This is a genomic window from Fictibacillus arsenicus (assembly GCF_001642935.1).
Classification (GTDB): Bacteria; Bacillota; Bacilli; order Bacillales; family Fictibacillaceae; genus Fictibacillus; species Fictibacillus arsenicus_B.
Genome location: NZ_CP016761.1, coordinates 3,850,499 through 3,871,258 on the forward strand (window position 1 = coordinate 3,850,499; position 20,760 = coordinate 3,871,258).

At 41.7% G+C, this 20,760-nt stretch carries 17 protein-coding genes; 6 read left to right on the plus strand and 11 right to left on the minus strand.

Translation table 11 applies throughout. The annotated features are described in order from the left end of the window. Positions 1-155: 155 nt before the first annotated feature. Both cls and uvsE read left to right on the plus strand, forming a co-directional pair. Entirely contained in the window at positions 156-1,340 is a 1,185-nt protein-coding gene (cls, locus tag ABE41_RS19445; RefSeq protein ID WP_066294016.1) for a cardiolipin synthase, read from the plus strand. A 246-nt stretch (positions 1,341-1,586) separates the two neighbouring features. After that, the gene (gene uvsE / locus ABE41_RS19450) at positions 1,587-2,540 is read left to right on the plus strand and encodes a UV DNA damage repair endonuclease UvsE (RefSeq protein ID WP_066294019.1); all 954 of its coding nucleotides are present in this window, start codon (positions 1,587-1,589) and stop codon (positions 2,538-2,540) included. Here the strand turns inward: uvsE and ABE41_RS19455 are convergent. The 5 genes from ABE41_RS19455 to ABE41_RS19475 form a co-directional block, all read right to left on the minus strand. Beyond that, positions 2,533-3,306, minus strand: coding sequence for an alpha/beta fold hydrolase (locus ABE41_RS19455; protein WP_066294021.1), 774 nt, complete (start codon positions 3,304-3,306; stop codon positions 2,533-2,535). The genes uvsE and ABE41_RS19455 overlap by 8 nt on opposite strands. Before the next feature lie 7 nt (positions 3,307-3,313). Then, the gene (locus tag ABE41_RS19460; RefSeq protein ID WP_066294023.1) at positions 3,314-3,484 is read right to left on the minus strand and encodes a XapX domain-containing protein; all 171 of its coding nucleotides are present in this window, start codon (positions 3,482-3,484) and stop codon (positions 3,314-3,316) included. 97 nt (positions 3,485-3,581) lie between these two features. Then, positions 3,582-4,130, minus strand: a complete 549-nt coding sequence (locus ABE41_RS19465; RefSeq protein WP_066294024.1) for a DinB family protein — start codon at positions 4,128-4,130, stop codon at positions 3,582-3,584. A 266-nt stretch (positions 4,131-4,396) separates the two neighbouring features. Then, positions 4,397-6,067 (minus strand): arginine--tRNA ligase, encoded by a 1,671-nt coding sequence (argS, locus tag ABE41_RS19470; protein ID WP_066294025.1) that lies wholly within the window; start codon positions 6,065-6,067, stop codon positions 4,397-4,399. After that, positions 6,064-6,504: a YwiB family protein gene (locus tag ABE41_RS19475; RefSeq protein WP_066294028.1), complete on the minus strand. Its 441-nt coding sequence runs from the start codon at positions 6,502-6,504 to the stop codon at positions 6,064-6,066. Before ABE41_RS19475 ends, argS begins: the two co-directional genes overlap by 4 nt. Positions 6,505-6,722: 218 nt before the next feature. On the opposite strand from ABE41_RS19475, the gene ABE41_RS19480 reads away from it, so the two are divergent. Next, the gene (locus ABE41_RS19480; RefSeq protein ID WP_066294031.1) at positions 6,723-7,742 is read left to right on the plus strand and encodes an NADP-dependent oxidoreductase; all 1,020 of its coding nucleotides are present in this window, start codon (positions 6,723-6,725) and stop codon (positions 7,740-7,742) included. Positions 7,743-7,836: 94 nt separating this feature from the next. Here the strand turns inward: ABE41_RS19480 and ABE41_RS19485 are convergent, their stop codons facing one another. Both ABE41_RS19485 and ABE41_RS19490 read right to left on the minus strand, forming a co-directional pair. Further along, positions 7,837-8,691, minus strand: a complete 855-nt coding sequence (locus ABE41_RS19485) for a GAF domain-containing protein (RefSeq protein ID WP_156774320.1) — start codon at positions 8,689-8,691, stop codon at positions 7,837-7,839. A gap of 110 nt (positions 8,692-8,801) precedes the next feature. Further along, positions 8,802-10,541, minus strand: a complete 1,740-nt coding sequence (locus ABE41_RS19490; RefSeq protein WP_066294033.1) for a PAS domain-containing sensor histidine kinase — start codon at positions 10,539-10,541, stop codon at positions 8,802-8,804. A 513-nt stretch (positions 10,542-11,054) separates the two neighbouring features. Here ABE41_RS19490 and ABE41_RS19495 point away from each other — a divergent pair. After that, a complete protein-coding gene (locus ABE41_RS19495) occupies positions 11,055-11,678 on the plus strand; it encodes an AmiS/UreI family transporter (protein ID WP_066294036.1) in 624 nt (207 codons plus the stop codon). A gap of 323 nt (positions 11,679-12,001) precedes the next feature. On the opposite strand, the gene speB is transcribed toward ABE41_RS19495, so the two are convergent. Both speB and speE read right to left on the minus strand, forming a co-directional pair. After that, positions 12,002-12,874 (minus strand): agmatinase, encoded by an 873-nt coding sequence (gene speB / locus ABE41_RS19500; protein ID WP_066294038.1) that lies wholly within the window; start codon positions 12,872-12,874, stop codon positions 12,002-12,004. Positions 12,875-12,936: 62 nt separating this feature from the next. Next, positions 12,937-13,764 (minus strand): polyamine aminopropyltransferase, encoded by an 828-nt coding sequence (speE, locus tag ABE41_RS19505; RefSeq protein WP_066294040.1) that lies wholly within the window; start codon positions 13,762-13,764, stop codon positions 12,937-12,939. A gap of 920 nt (positions 13,765-14,684) precedes the next feature. Between speE and ABE41_RS19515 the strand changes: the two genes are divergently transcribed. Continuing rightward, a complete protein-coding gene (locus ABE41_RS19515) occupies positions 14,685-16,115 on the plus strand; it encodes an alanine/glycine:cation symporter family protein (RefSeq protein WP_066294044.1) in 1,431 nt (476 codons plus the stop codon). Between the two features lie 41 nt (positions 16,116-16,156). Here ABE41_RS19515 and ABE41_RS19520 read toward each other — a convergent pair whose 3' ends face one another. Beyond that, a complete protein-coding gene (locus ABE41_RS19520) occupies positions 16,157-17,443 on the minus strand; it encodes an amidohydrolase (protein ID WP_083207895.1) in 1,287 nt (428 codons plus the stop codon). Positions 17,444-17,716: 273 nt separating this feature from the next. On the opposite strand from ABE41_RS19520, the gene ABE41_RS19525 reads away from it, so the two are divergent. Further along, positions 17,717-19,780 (plus strand): transglycosylase domain-containing protein, encoded by a 2,064-nt coding sequence (locus ABE41_RS19525; RefSeq protein ID WP_066294049.1) that lies wholly within the window; start codon positions 17,717-17,719, stop codon positions 19,778-19,780. A gap of 359 nt (positions 19,781-20,139) precedes the next feature. On the opposite strand, the gene ABE41_RS19530 is transcribed toward ABE41_RS19525, so the two are convergent. Then, entirely contained in the window at positions 20,140-20,679 is a 540-nt protein-coding gene (locus ABE41_RS19530; RefSeq protein WP_066294052.1) for a YwhD family protein, read from the minus strand. Between the last annotated feature and the right edge of the window lie 81 nt (positions 20,680-20,760).

The following is a 20,760-nucleotide window of genomic DNA, read 5'->3' on the forward strand; positions in this document are numbered from 1 at the left end:
CAACTATTCTAATAAAAAATAATTTTCTGACATCATTATATCATAAAAAATAAATGAATGAGCATTCAGTCGCCATACTCCAAAAAAATTTTTTTAGTGGTTTAACTCATGCAGGGTATACTAATACGAAAGCTTTGCAAAAGGAGGAGTTTCAAATGTGGATCGTTCTTTTACTACCAATCCTATGCATTTTGGCATGGATTGATTTTTATTTTGGTCATAAGAAACAAGTCAGTCTGGAATTGCCTCCATCGACGACAAGAGGGGAAATGCAATTTTTATCAACCGGGTATCATTTTTTTGATGCACTTTTTCAAGATATAAAGGATGCAGCTAAATATATTCACATTCAGTTCTATATTCTGCGTGATGATGAGCTCGGCCAGGATCTATGTTCTCTTTTAATCCAAAAAGCAAAAGAAGGTGTTGAAGTTCGGCTGCTGCTCGATCTTCTTGGCAGCCATGGCGTTAAACAGGAAACGATCCAGTCATTAAAAAAAGCCGGAATTCATTTTCAGTACTGTAACAAACCTGGATTCCCTTATTTTTTGTATCGGGTTAACCACCGAAATCACCGCAAAGTAGCAATTATTGACGGGAAGATCGGATATGCTGGCGGTTATAATGTCGGAAATGAGTACATCGGGAAAGATACAAAGCTCGGTGATTGGCGTGATTACCACATGAGATTACACGGGTCGGTTGTCGGCGCGCTTCAGCAATCATTTAATCACGATTGGAATGTGGCGTCTGGCGAGGACTTAAATGTATCTGTAGCCACGGATCAGGACGATTCCTCCCAAAAAGATTTTATGCTCGTTCATTCTAACGGAAGTGCTGTGTACCGATTCTTTTACGAAAAGATTCAACGTTCGAAAAAAAGCATCTTAATTGGTTCACCTTACTTCATTCCGGGTAAAAAGATGAACAAGGCACTTCTCAGGGCTTTAAAGAGAGGTGTAAAACTCACATTAATCTTACCGATGAATCCCGATCATGCTCTTGTTAAAGAAGCATCTTACATCTATTTAAAACCGCTCTTAGAAGCCGGTGCAGAAATCTATCAATTTCACGAAGGGTTCTATCATTCAAAAGTGCTGATGTTTGATGAACAGATCTGCGATATCGGAACTGCAAACTTTGATTTCCGCAGCTTTTTCTTTAACGATGAAATCAACTGTATATTTACCGACCAAAATTATATTCAAGAAGTAAAAAAGGTGATTGAATCTGATCTGGCACGCTCTGAAAAACTGACGCTGACACGTCTTAAAGAAACCCGCACCCTAAAAGTCCGTCTAAAGGAAGCGGCCGGGTTTATTATTTCGCCATTCTTATAAGCAATCTTTTCTTCGTAACCTTAGAGGCTTTTGAAAGTGGTTGATTTCCGCTCCATGATACTCGCTTTCCGCGGGGCGGGCGGTGAGCCTCCTGCCGCTTTGCCCCTTTAGGCGTCTCACCTGTCCCACTCGTCCCGCAGGAGTCTCGCACCTTGCGCTCCAATCAACTTGCACTGGGGTGTTTTTCAAAACCATTTTAAACCAAAATCTTTTAAGTTAGAGATAAAAAACATAAGGGGGCCAAAAATGCTTACATCCTTTGGTTTTGTTTCGACAGCTCTCAACTTATATGAGGCCTCGCCAGCTAAAACGATGACATTTGCTACATATCAAAAAAGAGATAAAAAAGAACGGGAAGCACAGCTCCTCGCGATTACAAAAAACAATTTAGAGCGCACACTGCGTGTTCTCCATTATTGCGTGGCGCACGAATTGCCGCTATACCGGATGTCTTCTTCCATCGTTCCACTTGCTACACATCCTGATGCATCGTGGGATTTTTTAAAGAAGACAAAACAGGAATGTAAAGAGATCGAGAAAATCGTTAAGAAATATAATCTTAGAACAAGTATGCATCCAAATCAATTTACGCTTTTTACAAGCCCTCGTCCTGAAGTTACCGTAAATGCTGTGAAGGATATGCAATATCATTATGATCTTTTAAAAGGGATGGGAATTGAGGATCGGAGCTACATCAATATTCATGTTGGCGGCGCTTATGGAGATAAAGAGGCCGCATTAGAACGCTTTTATGGGAATATTAAAATGTTGCCATCAGACGTGAAAAGCCGCATGACGCTTGAGAACGACGATAAGACGTTCACGACTGAAGAAACTTTGGAAGTTTGTGTAACAGAAGGTGTTCCGCTCATGTTTGATTATCATCATTACAAAGCGAATCCTGGCGACACTCCTTTAGAAGAGCTGCTTCCCCGTTTTGTTCAGACTTGGAAAAATACAGGAAGACCGCCGAAAGTGCACCTATCTTCGCCTAAAGATGAGAAAGCATACAGGAGTCATCATGACTTTGTCAGTCTGGATTATGTACTGCCCTTCTTTAAGATGGTGTCAGAGTTCACCGGTGAGCTGGACGTTATGATTGAGGCCAAACAAAAAGACCGCGCTGCCCTTCAGCTCATAAACGAGCTTGAAAAGGTACGCGGTTTTAAAAGAATGAGCGGCGGAACGATTCTTATGTGAGACTTGATACAAAGCGTCTAACCTCTGAATTAAAGCTTTCAAAATGCTTAATCGGAAGCTGATGCAAAGCTTTAGCCAGCATGACGAACTGAGCACGCTGATGGACGTTTCTTTGATACAGATTTCTGTAATAGTGCATATATTCCGCCTGGTCTCCGTAAAGAAAAAGAAGCGGAAACTGCCATTCCTTTATTTTTTCTGTACAGTTGAACGACATGCTCTCCTGATAAAAGCGCACCCACGTTGGTCGATCAGTCTGTTTATGATAAAAGAACATCTCTTTCTTTTCGTGCTCGGTGTTAGAATGCGTATTAACAAGAATCTGATTTAAAAGGGCTGGTGTGCTTTTGGCCAGCCTTATTCCTGTTTGAAACTGCTTTTTCAGCGTAAACGTGGATACTTCCGAAAACCCACCGCTTAAAATAAGTCCTTTTGTGCGTTCAGGATATTTAATCGCAAAGGCTTGAGCAATCAACCCTCCAGAAGAGTAACCGCAAATAACGGCTTGATCGATCAGCAGATGATCGAGAAGATCTGCCACATCCTCGGCGAGATCATAAATAGTAAAAGTCCCTTGATCCTTAACAGTAGATCTGCCATGACCCCGAAGATCAGGAAAAATGGTTTGGCAGGCTAATGAAAGACTTTTTTGATAGGCAAACACGAGATGACTCATGCCTGGGGGATGCAAAAAAACGATAGGTGTCCCCTCTCCAAGCTTTTCATAATAGATTTGAAACTCTGTTGTAAGTCCTGCTAAAGCCATAATACCCTCACTTCAAAAAAGTAGCAGCTACCCATCCGTATAGCTGAAATCCTAAATAAATACCGACTATCCCCATGATTCCCGGAAGAGCAGGCGGTGCTGGGATCGGCAATTTGAACATCGCAAACACAAATCCTACAACGGCACCCGTAATGATCGATAAAAGAATTAATTTCATCTATATGTACCCCCTAATCGAATCGAGTTTACCAAATCTATCTCTTTATAATATGGCTCGATGTGCGAACAATATCCCAAATTGAATAGCACCCTTATTATTTTTGAGACAGTTCATAATGTTTTTTAATGATTCGGATTTGACCGCGGTGGCTTAGTTCGTCTTCAAAAACATGAAACCATTTAAAATAGTTATTTGAGAGCTCATCCTCCCACCATGGTGTGGTTTCATAGAGCCATGAATCAGGAAGCTGCCTAAAGAGCTCAAGCGATTTTTCACGCGTTTTTGCCATGTCTTCTAGATAGAATTCAGCTGGATTGCCCGAAATGATTATAGCCGCCTCGCCTAAATCCAAGGCGGGCTGAAGTGTGTCTGCATATCGTTCAATTTCTTCATCCGGCAAGTCTTTGGCCTCAGTCGTTAAATATTGATAAATCTTCTCCACCGCCACTAGGTGTGCGAGCAGCATCCCAATCGAGTTCCCTGTTCCGTTAATTCTGTAATCTAGAGCTTCGACCGATAGATCCTGAACGGCTCTTATCGTTGTTTCTCGCGTGTAGTCCATCATACTGATCAATGTTGAAAAATCTTTCGAATACCCTTCGATCTCCCCGATCACAAACGGGCTTTTGCTTGATGTTGTCATAATAAATTCCCCCTCGTCTGAAAACTGCCCTATTAGAATTCAAGAAAAGAAGAGAATTTCCTTTTTCAGGACTAAAGAGGGCAGTGAACTCTCAGAGGCGAGCATAAATCTCCCAGGGAGAGCATAAATCTCCCAGAGCGAGCATAAATCTCCACGAACGCGCATAAATCCCCACGAACGAGCATAAATCCCCAGGGACGAGCATAAATCCCCAGGGACGAGCATAAAAAGAAAAAACCTGCGGGCAGACAGGTTTTTTGATCGTATTACATTCGCTCTGGAGCTTCTACTCCGATGATGTTCAACGCATTTTCAATTGTAACTTGTGTAGCTTTCATTAAAGCAAAACGCGCTTCTGATTTTGCTTTATTTTCAGCATCGAGCACACGCTCTGCGTTATAGAAGCTATGAAGAGCAGAAGCTAGCTCAAATACATAGTTCGTTACACGGTGCGTTAATAGTTTTTCAGCCGCTTCATTAATAACCGCTGGGAATTCTCCGATTTTCTTAAGAAGTTCAAACTCTTTTTCGGAATCGATCTGTGATAGATCTACATCTCCGCTATAAGAAAGTCCCATTTCCTCCCCTTGGCGAAGCATGCTGCAAACGCGGGCATGTGCGTATTGCACGTAGAACACCGGGTTCTCATTTGATTTTGATACCGCTAAGTCCATATCAAAATCAAGATGAGTATCGTTGGAACGCATCGCGAAGAAATAACGAGTTGCGTCGATACCCACTTCTTCCATCAACTCGCGAAGTGTTACAGCTTTCCCTGTACGCTTACTCATACGAACTTTTTCTCCATTTTGGAAAAGAGAAACAAGCTGGATGATCATCACGTCAAGCTGTTCTTTTTCGTAGCCTAAAGCTTGAATCGCCGCTTTCATACGAGGAATATAACCGTGGTGGTCAGCTCCCCAAATGTTGATCAGCTTTTCAAATCCCCGATCAAACTTATCACTATGATATGCGATATCTGGTGTTAAATAAGTGTAAGAACCGTCATTCTTGATCAGTACACGGTTTTTGTCATCACCGTAATCTGTCGTACGGAACCATGTCGCTCCTTCTTCCTCATAAACAACATCTTTTGCTTTTAACTTCTCAAGCGCAGCATCGATTTTTCCGTTTTTGTAAAGAGACGTTTCTGAGAACCAAACATCAAAATCCACGCGGAATTCAGCCAAGTCTTCTCTCAGCTTTTCTAATTCACGCTTAAGACCATATTCGCGGAAAAAGCTTACACGTTCAGCTTCATCTTTTTCAAGCCAAGAATCGCCGTATTCCGCAGCAAGATCTTTTCCGAACTCAATAATATCTGCACCGTGATAGCCATCTTCAGGCATTTCTTTATCCTTGCCAAGCGCCTGGAAGTAACGGGCTTCAATGGATGTTGCCAAATTGTTGATCTGGTTTCCTGCATCATTAATATAAAATTCGCGGGAAACATCATAGCCAGCATAATCAAGAATATTACAGATCGTGTCACCGACTGCCGCTCCACGCGCATGACCTAAGTGAAGTGTTCCTGTCGGGTTCGCTGAAACGAACTCAACCTGAACTTTCTTGCCTCCGCCAATTTCAGTGCGCCCATAATCCTTGCCTGCTTTTAAAACAGTCGGCACAAGCTCCGTTAAATAAGAATTGTCCATATAAAAGTTAATGAATCCAGGACCGGCAATCTCTACCTTCGAGATCGATGCTCGTGTTTTATCAAAATTCGCAACAAGCTCGTCCGCAATCATGCGCGGCACTTTTTTCGCAATACGCGCAAGCTGCATCGCCATGTTTGTCGCGAAATCTCCGTGTGCTTTATCTTTCGGTACTTCAAGAACCACTTCCGGCAGCTCTTCTTTTTTAGCGAGTCCTGCTTTAACTGCCGCTTCTTCAATCTCTTCTTTTAACAGGTGCTTGACCTGGTCAAGGATATTCATGCTTTTGCCTCCTGAAAATTAATCTTGATCCGATGTGTTCCTGTATGTTCACCCTGCAGAACCAGTTCGTACGCGAGTTTGAGATCCCCTGTTTGATTTTGCTGATTCCACCGGAAATTCATTTCGTGTGTGGTGGTTTCCATCCAAAGCTGGCCATAAGGGCTGTCGTACATCCCTTTTGTTGTTTGGCCGATTAAATATTTCTGTTTCATAGATACACTGCCTGAGCGGATGATCAGAATTCCAGCGTGTGTGATTTTAATAACATTATTGACAGAACCCGCACCTTCTATCTCTTCCTTATATTGAAGATAAGTCACGTCTCCTCTTTTATAGAGCTTTCCGTCTGTCTCGGTGTAATGCTTTTCTTTTTCACCGCTAAAATGGACTTCTGAACTTATTGCAAGCGCAACAGACAATTCCGTATCTTGATCCATGCGAACAACACTTCCTTTTTTGGTGTAACCTTGCCTTTAACTTACCTATTATAAAAGATTTCACTGCTCCCATTCAACCTTATGAGTGTACTTTAAGAAAATCATTTCATTTTAGATGTGAATTTATCCAAAAAAAAACGAAAATGAGCGTTTGTTTTGGCATGAGATTTGATTGCGGGTATGATGACAACGAGAAGATAAATGATTTTCTGAGGAGGATGTTGATGAAAAACGAAAGAATTTTATTAGTGAACCGTCCAAAGGGAACACCAGAAAAAAGTGATTTCCGCTTTGAAGCAACAGCAATTCCAGAGCTTGAAAATGATCAAGTATTAGTGAAAACAATCTATCTTTCTGTAGATCCATATATGAGAGGGCGCATGAACGATACAAAATCTTATGTGCCTCCTTTTGAATTGAACGAAGTCATCTCAGGCGGTGTAGTTGGACAGGTAATCCAATCTCGTTCAAGCGAACTGGCTGAAGGCGATTTTGTAATCGGCAACCTCGGCTGGCAAAAATACAATGCCGTAAGTGATGCTTCAGTAAGAAAGCTTGACCCTTCTATTGCACCGCTTACCACAAACCTTGGTGTACTTGGAATGACAGGCTTAACTGCTTATTTCGGCTTGCTTGATATCGGCAACCCGCAAGAAGGTGAAACCGTTGTTGTCAGCGGGGCAGCTGGAGCAGTAGGAACAATCGTCGGCCAGATCGCTAAAATTAAAGGTACCCGAGTTGTTGGGATCGCCGGGTCTGATGAGAAGATTTCATATTTGAAAGATGGATTAGGCTTTGATGAAGCGATCAACTATAAAACAGATGATGTTTATAAAGCGCTGAAGAATGCATGTCCAGATGGTGTGGATGTATATTTTGACAACGTTGGCGGCGAGATTTCCGATCATGTTCTTCGCCAGATCAATAAAGGTGCGCGTATTGCCATCTGCGGACAGATCGCTCTTTATAATTTAGAAAAAATGGACGTAGGACCGCGCATTCAAAGTCAGCTTCTGATTAACAGTGCGCTTATGAAAGGATTTATCGTGAGTGATTATGCGGCTCATTTTGAAGAGGGTGCCGTTCAGCTTGCAAAATGGCTAAAAGAAGGCAAGCTTTCATACAGTGAGAACATTGTTGAAGGCTTCGAGAACACAGTAGATGCCTTTTTAGGACTGTTTTCTGGGGAAAACACCGGAAAACAGCTTGTAAAAGTAGCAGAGCCTGAGAATGTATAAAATAATTAGACATAACTTTTCAGTAAATATTTAACGCGTAATAAAACCAATCCTCTATGGCGGATTGGTCTTTTTATATGAGAGAGATGAAGCATTATTTTTCGACTAATGAATAGCCTATGTATTCAAGAGCAGACTCTATGTCATTGACGAATTTAGTTTTTAATTTATTTAAATCTCTATTGTTAGCCTGTTCCTTGGCAAACGCGGGAGTAACTGCTGTAATGATCGTATCCACACCCATTAAATTTAGTGCGTCGGTCATATGGAAAAGAACTTCCGGGAATTCATTTTCTTCATTAAGAAGCTTAGATAGATCAATAATAAAGTAACTTATTTTATGATTTGCAGCAGCTTGCAGTACTTCCCTCATGATCTGTTCCGAACGTTTGTCATCTACAATACCCTGTAAAGAAAGAATGGATATGCCATTTGTAATTGGGATAATCGGAACACTTAAAAATCCGATATTGTATTTTGTCTGATCTAGCTCAATCATGTGAGATAATATATCAGCTATTGATTTTAGATAGTTAATATCGTCTTCAGAAAAATTTCTTTCTTCTCTGTCCATCACACATAACGTACCGAACACATTTCCATTTAAATCTTTTAACGTCACACCTAAGAAACCTTTGACGTTTAATTGACCAGTAACTTCTAACTCTCTTGTAATAGCATCTTTCATTAAGTTTGTGGTATGCATGACGTCACCTTCATTCATGATGATTAAACGACAATACGTTCCACCGTACTCTACACTGTATCCTTCTGGTATAATCTCTTCTTCTTCATTATAGGAACTGAGGACAGTCATCGCTGTTTCTCCTCTTTTGGTTACATACGTAGTTTTCACATTTAATTGTTTACTAATCAATTTAAACATCTTCTGGGAAACAGACTTCAATGAATAGTAATTAGACATTAAATTTTTCTGATTATCAGTCACTTTATCCCCCCTGAAAAACCTTTAATGTAACTTAATATAGAAATAGTATATCATTAAAGCTTTGATTAAACGAAAAGGCTGACTCATGATTACGAGTCAGCCTTCACTATTTAAACAGGCAGTATCATACTAACCGTCGTTCCTTTGCCTTCCTCACTATGAAACTTAAGCTCACCTTTATGCTCTTTCATAATTTTTGAACTTATCATCAAGCCAAGGCCGGTCCCTTTTTCTTTTGTTGTGTAAAAAGGTTCTCCAAGCTTTTCAAGACGGTCTGCCGGGATTCCGCATCCTTGATCTTTTACGATCAAATGAATGCAATCATCTACCCTTTTTCCTTCAATGGAGATGATTCCACCCTTTGCCATAGAGTCCATGGCGTTTTTAACCACATTGATCAATACTTGCTTCAGTCCATTTTCCTCAGCAGTAATATACGGCAGTTTTTCACACAAGTCACTTTGAATCTCAACATTTTGTACAAGTGCCTCTGGCTGAAGCAATGTTTCTACAAACTCAACGAGCTCCCGAAGCGATGTTTTTTTGTAAGACTTCGCTTGCGGTTTTGCCATCAATAACAGCTGTCCCATGATTTGATCGATGCGGTTCAATTCTTTATGCATAATGTTGTAATAGTTCGCAGCGTCGAGTTGTTCGCATTCCTGAAAAAGCTGAATGAATCCTTTTAAAGAGGTTAAAGGATTTCTGATCTCATGTGCTACCGATGCGGCAAGCAGGCCGACGATCGAAAGTTTATCCGATTGGCGGAGCATTTCTTCAGACTTTTTACGTTCCGATATATCACGGGTAACTCCTATTATCTCAACTACTTTTCCCGTATCATCCGCAATGCTTTTACAAGACGTTTCGATCCAGACGAAATGTCCATTCTTATGCTGCAGCCTGAATTGAACAGTAGCTGTGCATGGTCCTTCCATTAATTGTTCATGACCTTTCCAAGCTGCTTCTTCATCTTCGGGATGGAGCAGCCAATAGCCTGTTTTACCGATTAGCTCTTCCTGCTTTCTACCAAGCAGTATTTCACAAGCAGGAGATACATACGTATATGTGCCGTCCATCGTATGTGTTGTGATCATATCCATCGCATTTTCAGCGAGCAGCCTGTATCTCGCTTCACTCTCTTCCAGCAGCACGCGTGATTCGATCTTTTCCGTTACCTCTCTCCCAAAAACGAGCAGGTTTTTTCGGGAGCCATCCGGATTAAACACAGGAATTTTATAGACATCAAAAAAGCGCGTGCTTCCGTCTTTTGCAGGTACAAATTCTTCACAGCGGACAATTTCCTTCGCCTGCCAGACTTGTTCATCCGTTTCAATACAATATTGAAAGACATCTCGAAAAAAAGGTTTAATCTCTTGAAGGTCAGCATCTGTTTTCCCTGTAAAATCAAATCCTTGCAGTTCAAAAAGCTTGCCGACAAATTCGTTTGCAAACAAGAAGCGACCGTTTCCATCTTTTATCCCAATAAAATCTGGAACGATGTTCATCAGCGTTTTTAATAAGGGCTCCTGGCAGGAGTGAACGACCGAAGGCTGCTCTTTCAATATAAAATACCGGTAGAAATCTTCCTTAACAGGCAGCAAGCCTTCACTAACCTTCACACTTATAAAGCCTTTTGCTGTTAAAAGGTTTCCATCTTCTCCATCTTTGTGACGCAAAACGATTTCATCAATAGACTTTCCTTTTAAAAAAGCTGCGTCTCCTGTCAATTCTAGAAAATGATGATTCACTGCAGCAATATTCATGCTAGGTGCAACAAGCACAACTGCTTCTGAAAGCTGGTCAATAAAATCCTGTATATATTTCATATCTCTTGTAATCGCTTCCATTACGACCATTCCCCCCTTTTTACTGACATTTATCTACTCATAACTATAGCAAAAAAGACTTGAATGCATAACAAATTTCGACATTTTCTGATATTTTTCAATGAAAATGTCATACAAAACACTTATATTTCTTTAAGTTCCCATTGATTTACTTTTATTCTTTCTATATATTTATTCAATGTAGGAGGTCAGACCTCTTATTGTCTATAATCTAAAAGATTGTTGCTTTTAAATCGATTTATTCTGAGAACCTTCGTTTGCAAGTTGATTGGAGCGCAAGGTGCGAGACTCCTCGAAAATGAAAACTCACATTTTCATCGTGCGATGTATCGCTGTCGAAGCTTTCCTTGTCCTGAGGGATTAGCGGGACAGGTGAGACCCCACAGGCATACAAAGCCGAGGAGGCTCACCGCCCGCCCCGCGGAAAGCGAGCATCCTGGTGCGGAAATCAACCACTTCTATAGCAACAATATTACGGAAAGAAACAAATTTAAAAAGTAATGAGGGAATTTTATGGGTGCTATCGGATTATTATTTTCTGGTGCGGCATTGTTTTTGAACAGTTTAATGCTGCTCGGTAAAGCAGAAGAAAAAAGTGTAGCGTTTTTTAATATATTAGTTGGAGCTTTGCAGGTCATTACGCCGCTCTATTTAATCATTACATCTGACCAATCGAACTGGTCAATGTTCAACAATGGGGCTGTTTTTTTATTTGGATTCACCTATCTCTATTTAGGGGCAACGATTTTGAAAGGGTACGATTCCACCGGTCTCGGCTGGTACTCTCTATGGGTTGCGATGATGGCGCTCGTATATGCAGTAGTTTTTTACATTCAAGAAAACGATGCACTTAACGCTCTTATTTGGGTGATGTGGGCATTTTTATGGTGCTTGTTCTATTTATCATCTGCTCTCAAAAAGCCTTATGAAGCTTACATTGGAAGAGTCGCTTTTGTTCAGTCATGGGTAACATTAACGCTTCCATCTCTATTCATGCTGCTTGATATTTGGCAAGTTGCAAAGCTGCAGCAAATTTGGATCTATGTTTGTTTAGCATCATCCGTATATTTTGCAGTGGAAGCTATTCTGTTCTTTAAAGGGAGAAAGCAAGAACAGCTTCAGGAATTAGCGCAATAGCAGGTTTGAAAGCTATCCCGTTTTGTAGGGGGTAGCTTTTTTGTTTGAGTAGAGATGTATGGGTATACGGCGCGCGAAATTTGTCACAGAATGTCGACTCCTGGTTATTTTCTGTTATCCGTGGAATTAAATATGATTACCCTGTAATAAAAACCCTTTACTCTGTAATAAAGTCTTTTAATGTGGGATTATTCGCCCTCATACCCGACACGGTATAATTAAAGAACAGTTTCTTTTCACCGAAACTGTACCTATTTTATTAAAAACAAAAGGATGCAGCCCCCAAAACGGAACTGCATCCTTTTTTTCTAGAAAAATAGTTATTATTTCACCCAGCCAAGCAAGATTTCACGAAGAAATTTGCTTGCTGCGATTGGTGTTTGTTCTGAAGGGTCATAAATGGGAGCTACCTCTACTAAATCAGCTCCAATAATGTTGATGTCTGCTTTCGCGATCAGCTGAATCGCTTCAAGAAGCTCTTTAGATGTAATTCCGCCCGCTTCTGCCGTTCCTGTTCCAGGTGCTGCAGATGGGTCAAGCACATCGATGTCGATCGTCACATAAACGTTGCGTCCTTTTAACGTCGGAAGAACTTCTTTCAGTGGCTCAGCAACGTCAAACTTATACATATGCATGCCGCTTGTTTTAGCGAATTCGAACTCTTCACGCATGCCTGAACGGATTCCAAAAGAATACACGTTTTCTGCTCCGATTAGATCACAAACTTTGCGAATCGGCGTTGAGTGAGATAACACTTCCCCTTCATACTGCTCGCGAAGATCAGCATGTGCATCAATATGGATTACGACATAGTCATCATATTTTTGCTTCAGTGCTTTAAAAACAGGCCATGTTACAAGGTGTTCTCCACCCATGCCGAGCGGGAACTTGTTGTCGGCTAATAGTGTAGAAACGTACTCTTCAATCATATCCAATGAACGCTGAGGATTTCCGAACGGCAATGGAATATCTCCTGCATCGAAGTAGTTCACTTCTTCAAGATGCTTGTCCATGTACGGGCTGTATTCTTCCAATCCTAGTGACGCCTCGCGTATTCTAGCAGGACCAAAACGGCTGCCAGGGCGGAAGGAAACAGTCCAGTCCATCGGCATTCCGTAAAGTACTGCATCTGCCGTTTTATAATCAGGCTTGCTTAAAATAAATACATTTCCAGAATAAGCTTCATCAAAACGCATAAGTTTTACACTCCTTATATGTAAAATATGGGGAGCTCTTGTAAAAGCTCCCCTCTCACTTTTTATTTCAATAGGTCACTTACAAACTTCGGCAATGCAAATGCAGCAGTGTGAAGCTGTGGTGTCCAATATTTCGTTTCGATATCGTGGAAACGCTCAGCTGGTACTTCTAATGGATCGTGTTTCTTTGAACCAATCGTGAATGTCCAAAGTCCGCTTGGGTAAGTCGGGATGTTTGCTGTGTAAAGACGAGTGATCGGGAAGATCTCGCTAACGTCACTGAAAACTTGAGAGATCAACTCAGGTGTGAACCAAGGGTTGTCTGTTTGCGCAACGAAGATTCCGTCTTCTTTAAGTGCTTTAGAGATTCCTTCATAGAAACCTTTTTCAAATAGCTTTGCAGCAGGTCCAACAGGCTCAGTTGAGTCTACCATAATAACGTCATACTCGTTCTCGCTTGTTGCGATGTGCATGAAGCCGTCGTCCACTTTTACTTCAACACGCGGGTTCTCTAAGTCAACAGCGATTTCAGGCAAATACTTTTTAGAGTACTCGATTACTTTTCCGTCGATCTCAACAAGCACTGCTTTTTCAACAGATGGGTGCTTAAGAACTTCACGGATTACTCCGCCGTCTCCTCCGCCAACTACTAAAACGTGCTTAGGATTTGGATGCGTGAAAAGAGGTACATGCGCTACCATCTCGTGGTAAACGAACTCGTCTTTTTGTGTCGTCATTACCATGCCATCAAGGATCAGCATGTTTCCGAATTCTTCTGTTTCAACCATATCAAGCTTTTGAAATTCTGTTTGCTCAGATACGTATGTTTTGTTAATCTTCATCGTAATTCCGAAGTTTTCTGTTTGTTTTTCAGTAAACCAAATACTCATGTTGGTCTCACTCCTAATATATATTTGAAATGCCAGGCATCGTTGTTTCGTTCTTTTACAAACAAAATGATTATAGCATTCCAGGACCTAAGATTCCAAATCATTTTTTTAGAGAAATGAACACCGAGAAATCATGACATTTCATAATACGCCCACTCTCAATGATTCCCTATTCTGCTCATCCTAAAAATAGTACATTCACCCTGTTTCTTTTGGCTGACTTTTAACATGCCATTAAATGATATAATGAAGAAAGCGTTCAGAAGGACAGACGGCCGGCGCATTCCCTTTTTTTAAACTGAAGCTGGACATCTCGCTGTATTTGCAGCTTACAGTTAAGGGGGGTGATGCCTCTGACGATCTTTGAGGCGTTGATGTTTGCGGTCGCTTTTAGCTCGCTTATCGTTACTGTCCTTACGTCTAAAAATAAATAGGCCTCTGTCACACGTGTAAAGGCATCCGGGTTTTCGTTTAGAAGACCCGGCCTCGCTTTTCCGGCTCGTGTGTACCTTCTGGCGCGCCATTCGTCCGTGTATTTTGCACGGGCGTTTTTTATTGAAAGTGGTTGATTTCCGCTCCAGGTGCTCGCTTTCCGCGGGGCGTGCGGTGAGCCCCCTAGGCTCTTCAAGCCTGCAGGGCCTCACCTGTCCCGCTAATCCCGCAGGAGTCTCGCACCTTCCGCTCCAATCAACTATTCAACGATGAACATTAATAAAACATCAAAAAATAACAACCTTTTGAAAGAGACTTCCTTGTGATACACCTAGTCCCCTACCTAGCTGGATAGTGCTTCCGTCCTGCTAACTCTCTAACTTGTATAAATTCCCATTCACAAAAACGTCAAAAATTATCGAAAAATGTCGAAACGTGTATTAAACTGATTTTTGAGAATTATATAAAAACTTTCAGGGAGGAATTCTATGAACATTGCTAATGAGTTTATCGGCTTTATGAACAACTTGTTATGGACGTATGTCATTGTCGGGGGATTACTTGGACTTGGCGTTTATTTCTCCGTTAAAACAAAGTTTGTTCAGCTTCGCATGATCAAGGAAATGTTTCGTATTCTGACAGACAAAGCGATGGTTACTACAGAGGGTAAAAAAGGAGTCTCATCTTTCCAGTCATTCTGTATTGGAGCTGCTACACGTATTGGTACGGGTAACTTAGCCGGTGTCGCAATCGCTATTGCGATCGGTGGTCCTGGAGCTATCTTCTGGATGTGGGTTGTTGCTCTCTTTGGTGGAGCGACAAGTTTTATTGAAAGTACACTTGCACAAGTTTACAAAATTAAGGATAAAGAAGGCTTTAGAGGCGGACCTGCTTATTACATGCAAAAAGCTTTAAACGCCCGCTGGCTTGGCATCATTTTTGCTTTCTTTATTGCATTGGCATTCGGATTAATCTTTAACGCGGTTCAATCCAATACCATTTCTTTAGCTTTTGAATCTGCATTTGGAACAAACCGTACTGTTATTGGACTAGCTTTAGTCGGACTTACAGCACTTGTTATTTTTGGCGGAGTGAAGCGTATCGCTAAAGTTTCGGAAGTTATCGTTCCGATTATGGCAGGGTTCTATATCATCTTAGGTCTATATGTAATGGCTACAAACATCTCACAAGTACCTGCAGTGTTTGCATTAATATTCAAGAGTGCTTTTGGACTTGAACAGGCAGTCGGCGGAGGAATTGGTGCTGCCATCATGAATGGTGTAAAACGGGGATTATTCTCAAACGAAGCCGGTATGGGAAGTGCACCGAACGCAGCTGCTACAGCTGTAGTCAGCCACCCGGCAAAACAAGGATTAATTCAAACACTTGGTGTATTTGTTGATACGTTGCTAGTATGTAGTGCTACTGGCTTCATCATCCTTATGGGAGATGCTTATGGAAAATCAGATCTTACTGGGATCGAACTGCTTCAAGCATCACTTGAATCACATGTAGGAGGCTGGGCTGGTATCTTTATTGCGATCTCTATCTTCCTGTTTGCCTACAGCTCCATTATCGGAAGCTACTATTATGGTGAAACAAATATTGAATTCATTAAAAAGAGTAAAACAAATATCTTCATCTACCGTATTGCTGTGCTTGGCATGGTCATGTTCGGCGCGTTAGCGAGCCTTCAGATCGTTTGGGATTTAGCAGACTTGTCAATGGCATTCATGGCAACGATCAACCTTGTAGCACTTGCGCTATTAGGGAAACTTGCCTTTAAAGTATTGCGTCATTATCTCGAACAGCGAAAACGCGGAAAAGACCCAGTGTTCTATGCAGACAGCATCCCTGAACTTGGCGAACTCGAAGCATGGGAAAAGGCACCTGTTAAAGAAGAACAGCGAGTTTCATAATGTACGAAAAAAAGCACCCGCTCTGGGTGCTTTTTCTTATTTCACAACCGCCCTAAGAGCTGTTTTGTCCGCTCTTTCGCGTTTGCCATCACTTTTTCTTCGTCTATCGTTTTAAGCTCTCGGCCTCGCATCACGATTTCCCCATCGATGATCACTGTATCAACATCTTGTCCAGTCGCTGCATACACGAGCAGATTTGCCGTTTCATGACCAGGCGTTAGATGCAGTTTGTTCATATCCATCAAGATCAAATCTGCTTTTTTACCAACCGTTAATGATCCTGTTTCTTCGCCTATCCCTAAAATGTCTGCTCCGTTTTGTGTCGCCATCGTTAGTACATCATGGGCACTCAAAACTGCAGCGTCTTCATATTTCAGCTTTTGGAACCAACTTGCTGCTTTCATTTCAAAAAACAGATCAAGTGAACTTGCGCTAGCCGGTCCATCTGTTCCAAGCCCCACCTTAATCCCAGATTCAAGCAGTCTCTTAACATCGCTTATGCCGCATCCGAGTTTCGCATTGCTGACTGGATTGTGAATAATCCCTCCTGAAACAGACTCAAGAATTTTATAATCATCATTATTAAAGTGAACACCGTGTGCAAGCAGAACTGGCCGTTCGAAAACACCTGCCTGCTGCAAATATTGAACAGGTCTCGTTTTATATTTTTCCTGAATCATGCGTTCTTCGTCTTTCGTCTCTGCAAGATGAATATGCAATGGTACGTCCTTCTCTTTAGAAAGTCCGACTGCTGCTTTCAAAAAGTCTGGAGGACACATATACGGAGAATGCGGAGCGATCATCGTTGTCACTCTGCCATTGCCTTTCCCGTGCCATCGGTCAACAACATCAGCAGCTTCTCGCAAACGCCCTTCATAATTATCATCCATCGCGATAAGCCCGCGTGCAATGACTGCCCGGATTCCAGATTCCACTGCAGCTTCAGCTACTTGATCCATTCCGATATACATATCTGCATATGCCGTCGTTCCGCCCTTAATCATCTCTGCCATTGATAAAAGAGCTCCCCAGTACCGGTCTTCGTCGATCATTTTCATTTCAAGAGGCAGCATCTTTTCGTTCAGCCATGTCATAAGCGGCACATCATCACTATAGCAGCGCAATAACGACATCGGCGTATGTTGATGACCATTTACTAGTCCAGGCAAGGTGAGCATGCCTTTTCCGTCTACTTTTTCGATAGATTCTTCATATGTAAAGTTTCCTATATTCTCAATCTTGTTGTCTTTAATAAGGATTTCCCCAGAATTAACGGTCCATTTGCCATCTTCAGCCACCGTCATATAACGAATGTTTTGTATAAGCATTTCTCTACCTCCTTCATCTTTTGACATTATAGCATTTATGAGGAGTTGATTTCCGTTTCAGGATGCTCGCTTTCCGGGGGGCGTGCGGTGAGCCTCCTCTGCGCTATGCGCCGTTAGGAGTCTCACCTGTCCCGCTAATCCCCCAGGAGTCTCGCACCTTCCACTCCAATCATTTTTTTCAACAGGATGCTATCTAGAAAAGAACCTACGTTTAAGAGAAGCCTTTTTTCACCATACTAGATAAGGAAAAGTGGATTTTAAGGAGGGCGGATTATGAAGTTTTGGCAGATTTATAAAGAAGCTACGAAACAGCAAAAAATACGCTGGATCAAAAAATGGGGACTTATTGCCTCAGGAAGTCTTGTTTTATCATTTATCGGACTTTTGCTGCTTGCCAAACTCATGGGTCCACCTGCTCTTTTAGTACCGCAAACAACGATCATGTATGCAGCCGACGGTTCTAAGATGGGCGAGATTAACAATGGCGGACAGAACCGATACTGGCTTCCTCTTAAAAAAATAGATAAAGATGTAATAAAAGCTACGATATCAATTGAAGATAAGAGTTTCTATAAACATAATGGCTTTGATTTTAAGAGAATCGCAGGCGCTTTATTAGCTGATATTAAAGCCGGCTCTAAAGTACAAGGAGCAAGCACGATCACACAGCAATATGCCCGCAACCTCTTTTTAACGCATGAAAAAACATGGCGCAGAAAATTTCAAGAGGCTTTTTATACACTTCGTCTCGAAATGAGTTATTCAAAGGATGAGATTTTAGAAGGATATTTAAACACAATCTATTATGGACACGGATCATACGGAATCCAGTCCGCTTCCCGGTACTATTTCGGAAAGAATGCTGAGGAACTAACACTTGCTGAATCAAGCATGCTCGCTGGAATTCCGAAAGGCCCGAGCTATTACTCTCCGATCCTGCATGAAGAAAACGCAAAAAAGAGACAGGAAATCATCCTGACAAGTATGGCCGAAGACGGTTCTATCAAAAAAGGAAAGATAAAGAACGCCGTTTCTGAAAAATTAACTTATGTTCAGGAAGAGGACGAAGAAGTTGCAGCAGTTGCACCATATTTTCAGGATGCTGTCATGCGTACGCTGAAAAAGGAACTCAACATCAATACAAACTCGGTTCAGTTCGGCGGTCTGCGCATCTACACAACACTCGACCCTCATATGCAGGAGGTAGCAGAGCACACGATTGAAAACCGGATTATCGATAACAGCAATATACAGACTGCTCTTGTGGCGATGGATCCTCGCAGTGGTGATGTAAAAGCATTAGTTGGCGGGCGGAATTTTAAAGAAAGTTCGTTCAACCGCGCACTACAGGCTAGAAGAGCTCCAGGTTCAACCTTTAAGCCGTTCCTTTATTATACAGCGCTGGAACACGGGTATACAGCCTCAACTCCTATCAAGTCTGAACCAACAACATTTGCTATGGCAGACGGAGTCACAAATTATAAACCAAAAAATTTTAAGAATCGCTACGCAAACGACTTTATAACGATGGCACAAGCACTCGCTCTTTCCGACAACATCTATGCGGTAAAAACAAACCTTTATTTAGGACCGGATAAGCTTGTAAAAACAGCAAAGAAATTCGGCATTAAGAGCGAGCTTGCAGGGATCCCTTCCTTGGCACTTGGCTCAAAAGCGGTCGGCGTTTTAGAACTTACAAATGCATACGGAGTCTTTGCAAACGGCGGAAAGAAAGCGGACCCTGTTTTCATTACGAAAATTACCGATTCAAAAGGTGAAGTACTCTATCAGCATGAATATGAGAGTGAACAAGTGATTGATGAAAACAAAGCATTTGTCATGACAGATCTTTTAGCTGGAACGTTTGATGAAAAACTGAATGATTATACGAGTGTAACAGGGTCAAGCATCAATCATTATTTGACTCGGCCAATGGCTGGGAAGTCTGGCTCCACACCAAATGACAGCTGGATGGTCGGTTATGCACCACAGCTCGTAACTGGAGTTTGGGTCGGGTACGATAATAACGAAGAGCTGCATGATGTGAATGATACAGGATACTCAAAGCGGATCTGGGCGTATTTTATGGAGGGTGCATTGAAAAACAAACAGATCTTGTCCTTTGAGCAGCCAGAAGGTGTAACCGCAGTCACGATCAACCCGCAAAACGGAAAGCTCGCAACGGAAAGCTGCCCGGTAACGCGCATCTCGTATTATGAAAAAGGAACAGAACCTGTAGAATTTTGTGATGAACACGGAGTTTCTAAAGAAATAAAAGAAAAACTGGAGAAAAAAGAAGAGAAAAAAGGATTTTTCAAGCGGATCTTTTCTTGGTGAGTCGGTGGATCCCTGTCAGCTTGTGAGCTGGCGGGGATTTTTATAAGCATTAACCAATTATTCCTGAAGTTTTAGCCATAATTCCTGAAATTCTTACGTTAATCCCGCAAGAATTGACCATAATCCCGCGAGTTTAGTGCATATATCCGCGAGTCGACACCCTTCGTACCTTTTCGACTCACCCACCCATACACAAATCCAGAACAAAATAAAATGCCCGAGACCTATACGAGGGTCCCGGGCACTTTATTGTCCTAGAAACATTGTGTGTACAATGCTATCTATTAGTTTAATGGAAGTGCTTTCTTGTCACAAGTTTTTTAAAAAATGTTCAAAAAAGGTTCATAACTTTGCCATTTTTATTCCACTAAAGACTTGATTTCATCTCCAGAACGATTAAACATTTCTTCATCATGCTCTTTTAAGAAATTTCCGAGCACTCGGCGGGCATTCACATCCATATCCTCGACGATGACTTTGCCCTTCATGGATTTATCCATGCGATTCACGTGTTCAGGCAAACTTTTATATCCTCTTCGTGCTTCAACGTCTACTTGCATCTCACAAGCTGTTAAACCGAAATAATAAGGACCCTCTGGACCGCGGTTGATCGTCACCCAAACGAGCCAATACAATCTTGGGTTTGGCGTATCTTCGCGATTCGGAGTGAACTTAATGCGCTTTTCAACATCACTTCGAGCGTGCATAGCGCCCATATCGATATACGCTACAGCGTCTACCACATCTACAATTACAGGTGTAACGTGATCTAGCGTTAAGCTTCCAACACCGTATCCGCCATGACCGTCAGTCGAGTCACCTGAAATAATGGTGAACCCCATACCTTTTTTCTTTTTATCGCCGTCTTTGGCGTTATTGGAATTGAAAAAATCTTTCATGCTTCCAGCTCCTCTAAACAATTCATTGTTACCACGTATTGTATCACAAAAAAGAGCAAAAACTCTCAGAAAGAAACTTCT

Bases quoted from the DNA above. Each gene is read 5' to 3' on its own strand.
- cls (WP_066294016.1), top strand. From the start codon at position 156: ATGTGGATCGTTCTTTTACTACCAATCCTATGCATTTTGGCATGGATT.
- uvsE (WP_066294019.1), top strand. From the start codon at position 1,587: ATGCTTACATCCTTTGGTTTTGTTTCGACAGCTCTCAACTTATATGAG.
- ABE41_RS19455 (WP_066294021.1), bottom strand. From the start codon at position 3,306: ATGGCTTTAGCAGGACTTACAACAGAGTTTCAAATCTATTATGAAAAG.
- ABE41_RS19460 (WP_066294023.1), bottom strand. From the start codon at position 3,484: ATGAAATTAATTCTTTTATCGATCATTACGGGTGCCGTTGTAGGATTT.
- ABE41_RS19465 (WP_066294024.1), bottom strand. From the start codon at position 4,130: ATGACAACATCAAGCAAAAGCCCGTTTGTGATCGGGGAGATCGAAGGG.
- argS (WP_066294025.1), bottom strand. From the start codon at position 6,067: ATGAATATCCTTGACCAGGTCAAGCACCTGTTAAAAGAAGAGATTGAA.
- ABE41_RS19475 (WP_066294028.1), bottom strand. From the start codon at position 6,504: ATGGATCAAGATACGGAATTGTCTGTTGCGCTTGCAATAAGTTCAGAA.
- ABE41_RS19480 (WP_066294031.1), top strand. From the start codon at position 6,723: ATGTTGATGAAAAACGAAAGAATTTTATTAGTGAACCGTCCAAAGGGA.
- ABE41_RS19490 (WP_066294033.1), bottom strand. From the start codon at position 10,541: ATGGAAGCGATTACAAGAGATATGAAATATATACAGGATTTTATTGAC.
- ABE41_RS19495 (WP_066294036.1), top strand. From the start codon at position 11,055: ATGGGTGCTATCGGATTATTATTTTCTGGTGCGGCATTGTTTTTGAAC.
- speB (WP_066294038.1), bottom strand. From the start codon at position 12,874: ATGCGTTTTGATGAAGCTTATTCTGGAAATGTATTTATTTTAAGCAAG.
- speE (WP_066294040.1), bottom strand. From the start codon at position 13,764: ATGAGTATTTGGTTTACTGAAAAACAAACAGAAAACTTCGGAATTACG.
- ABE41_RS19515 (WP_066294044.1), top strand. From the start codon at position 14,685: ATGAACATTGCTAATGAGTTTATCGGCTTTATGAACAACTTGTTATGG.
- ABE41_RS19520 (WP_083207895.1), bottom strand. From the start codon at position 17,443: ATGCTTATACAAAACATTCGTTATATGACGGTGGCTGAAGATGGCAAA.
- ABE41_RS19525 (WP_066294049.1), top strand. From the start codon at position 17,717: ATGAAGTTTTGGCAGATTTATAAAGAAGCTACGAAACAGCAAAAAATA.
- ABE41_RS19530 (WP_066294052.1), bottom strand. From the start codon at position 20,679: ATGAAAGATTTTTTCAATTCCAATAACGCCAAAGACGGCGATAAAAAG.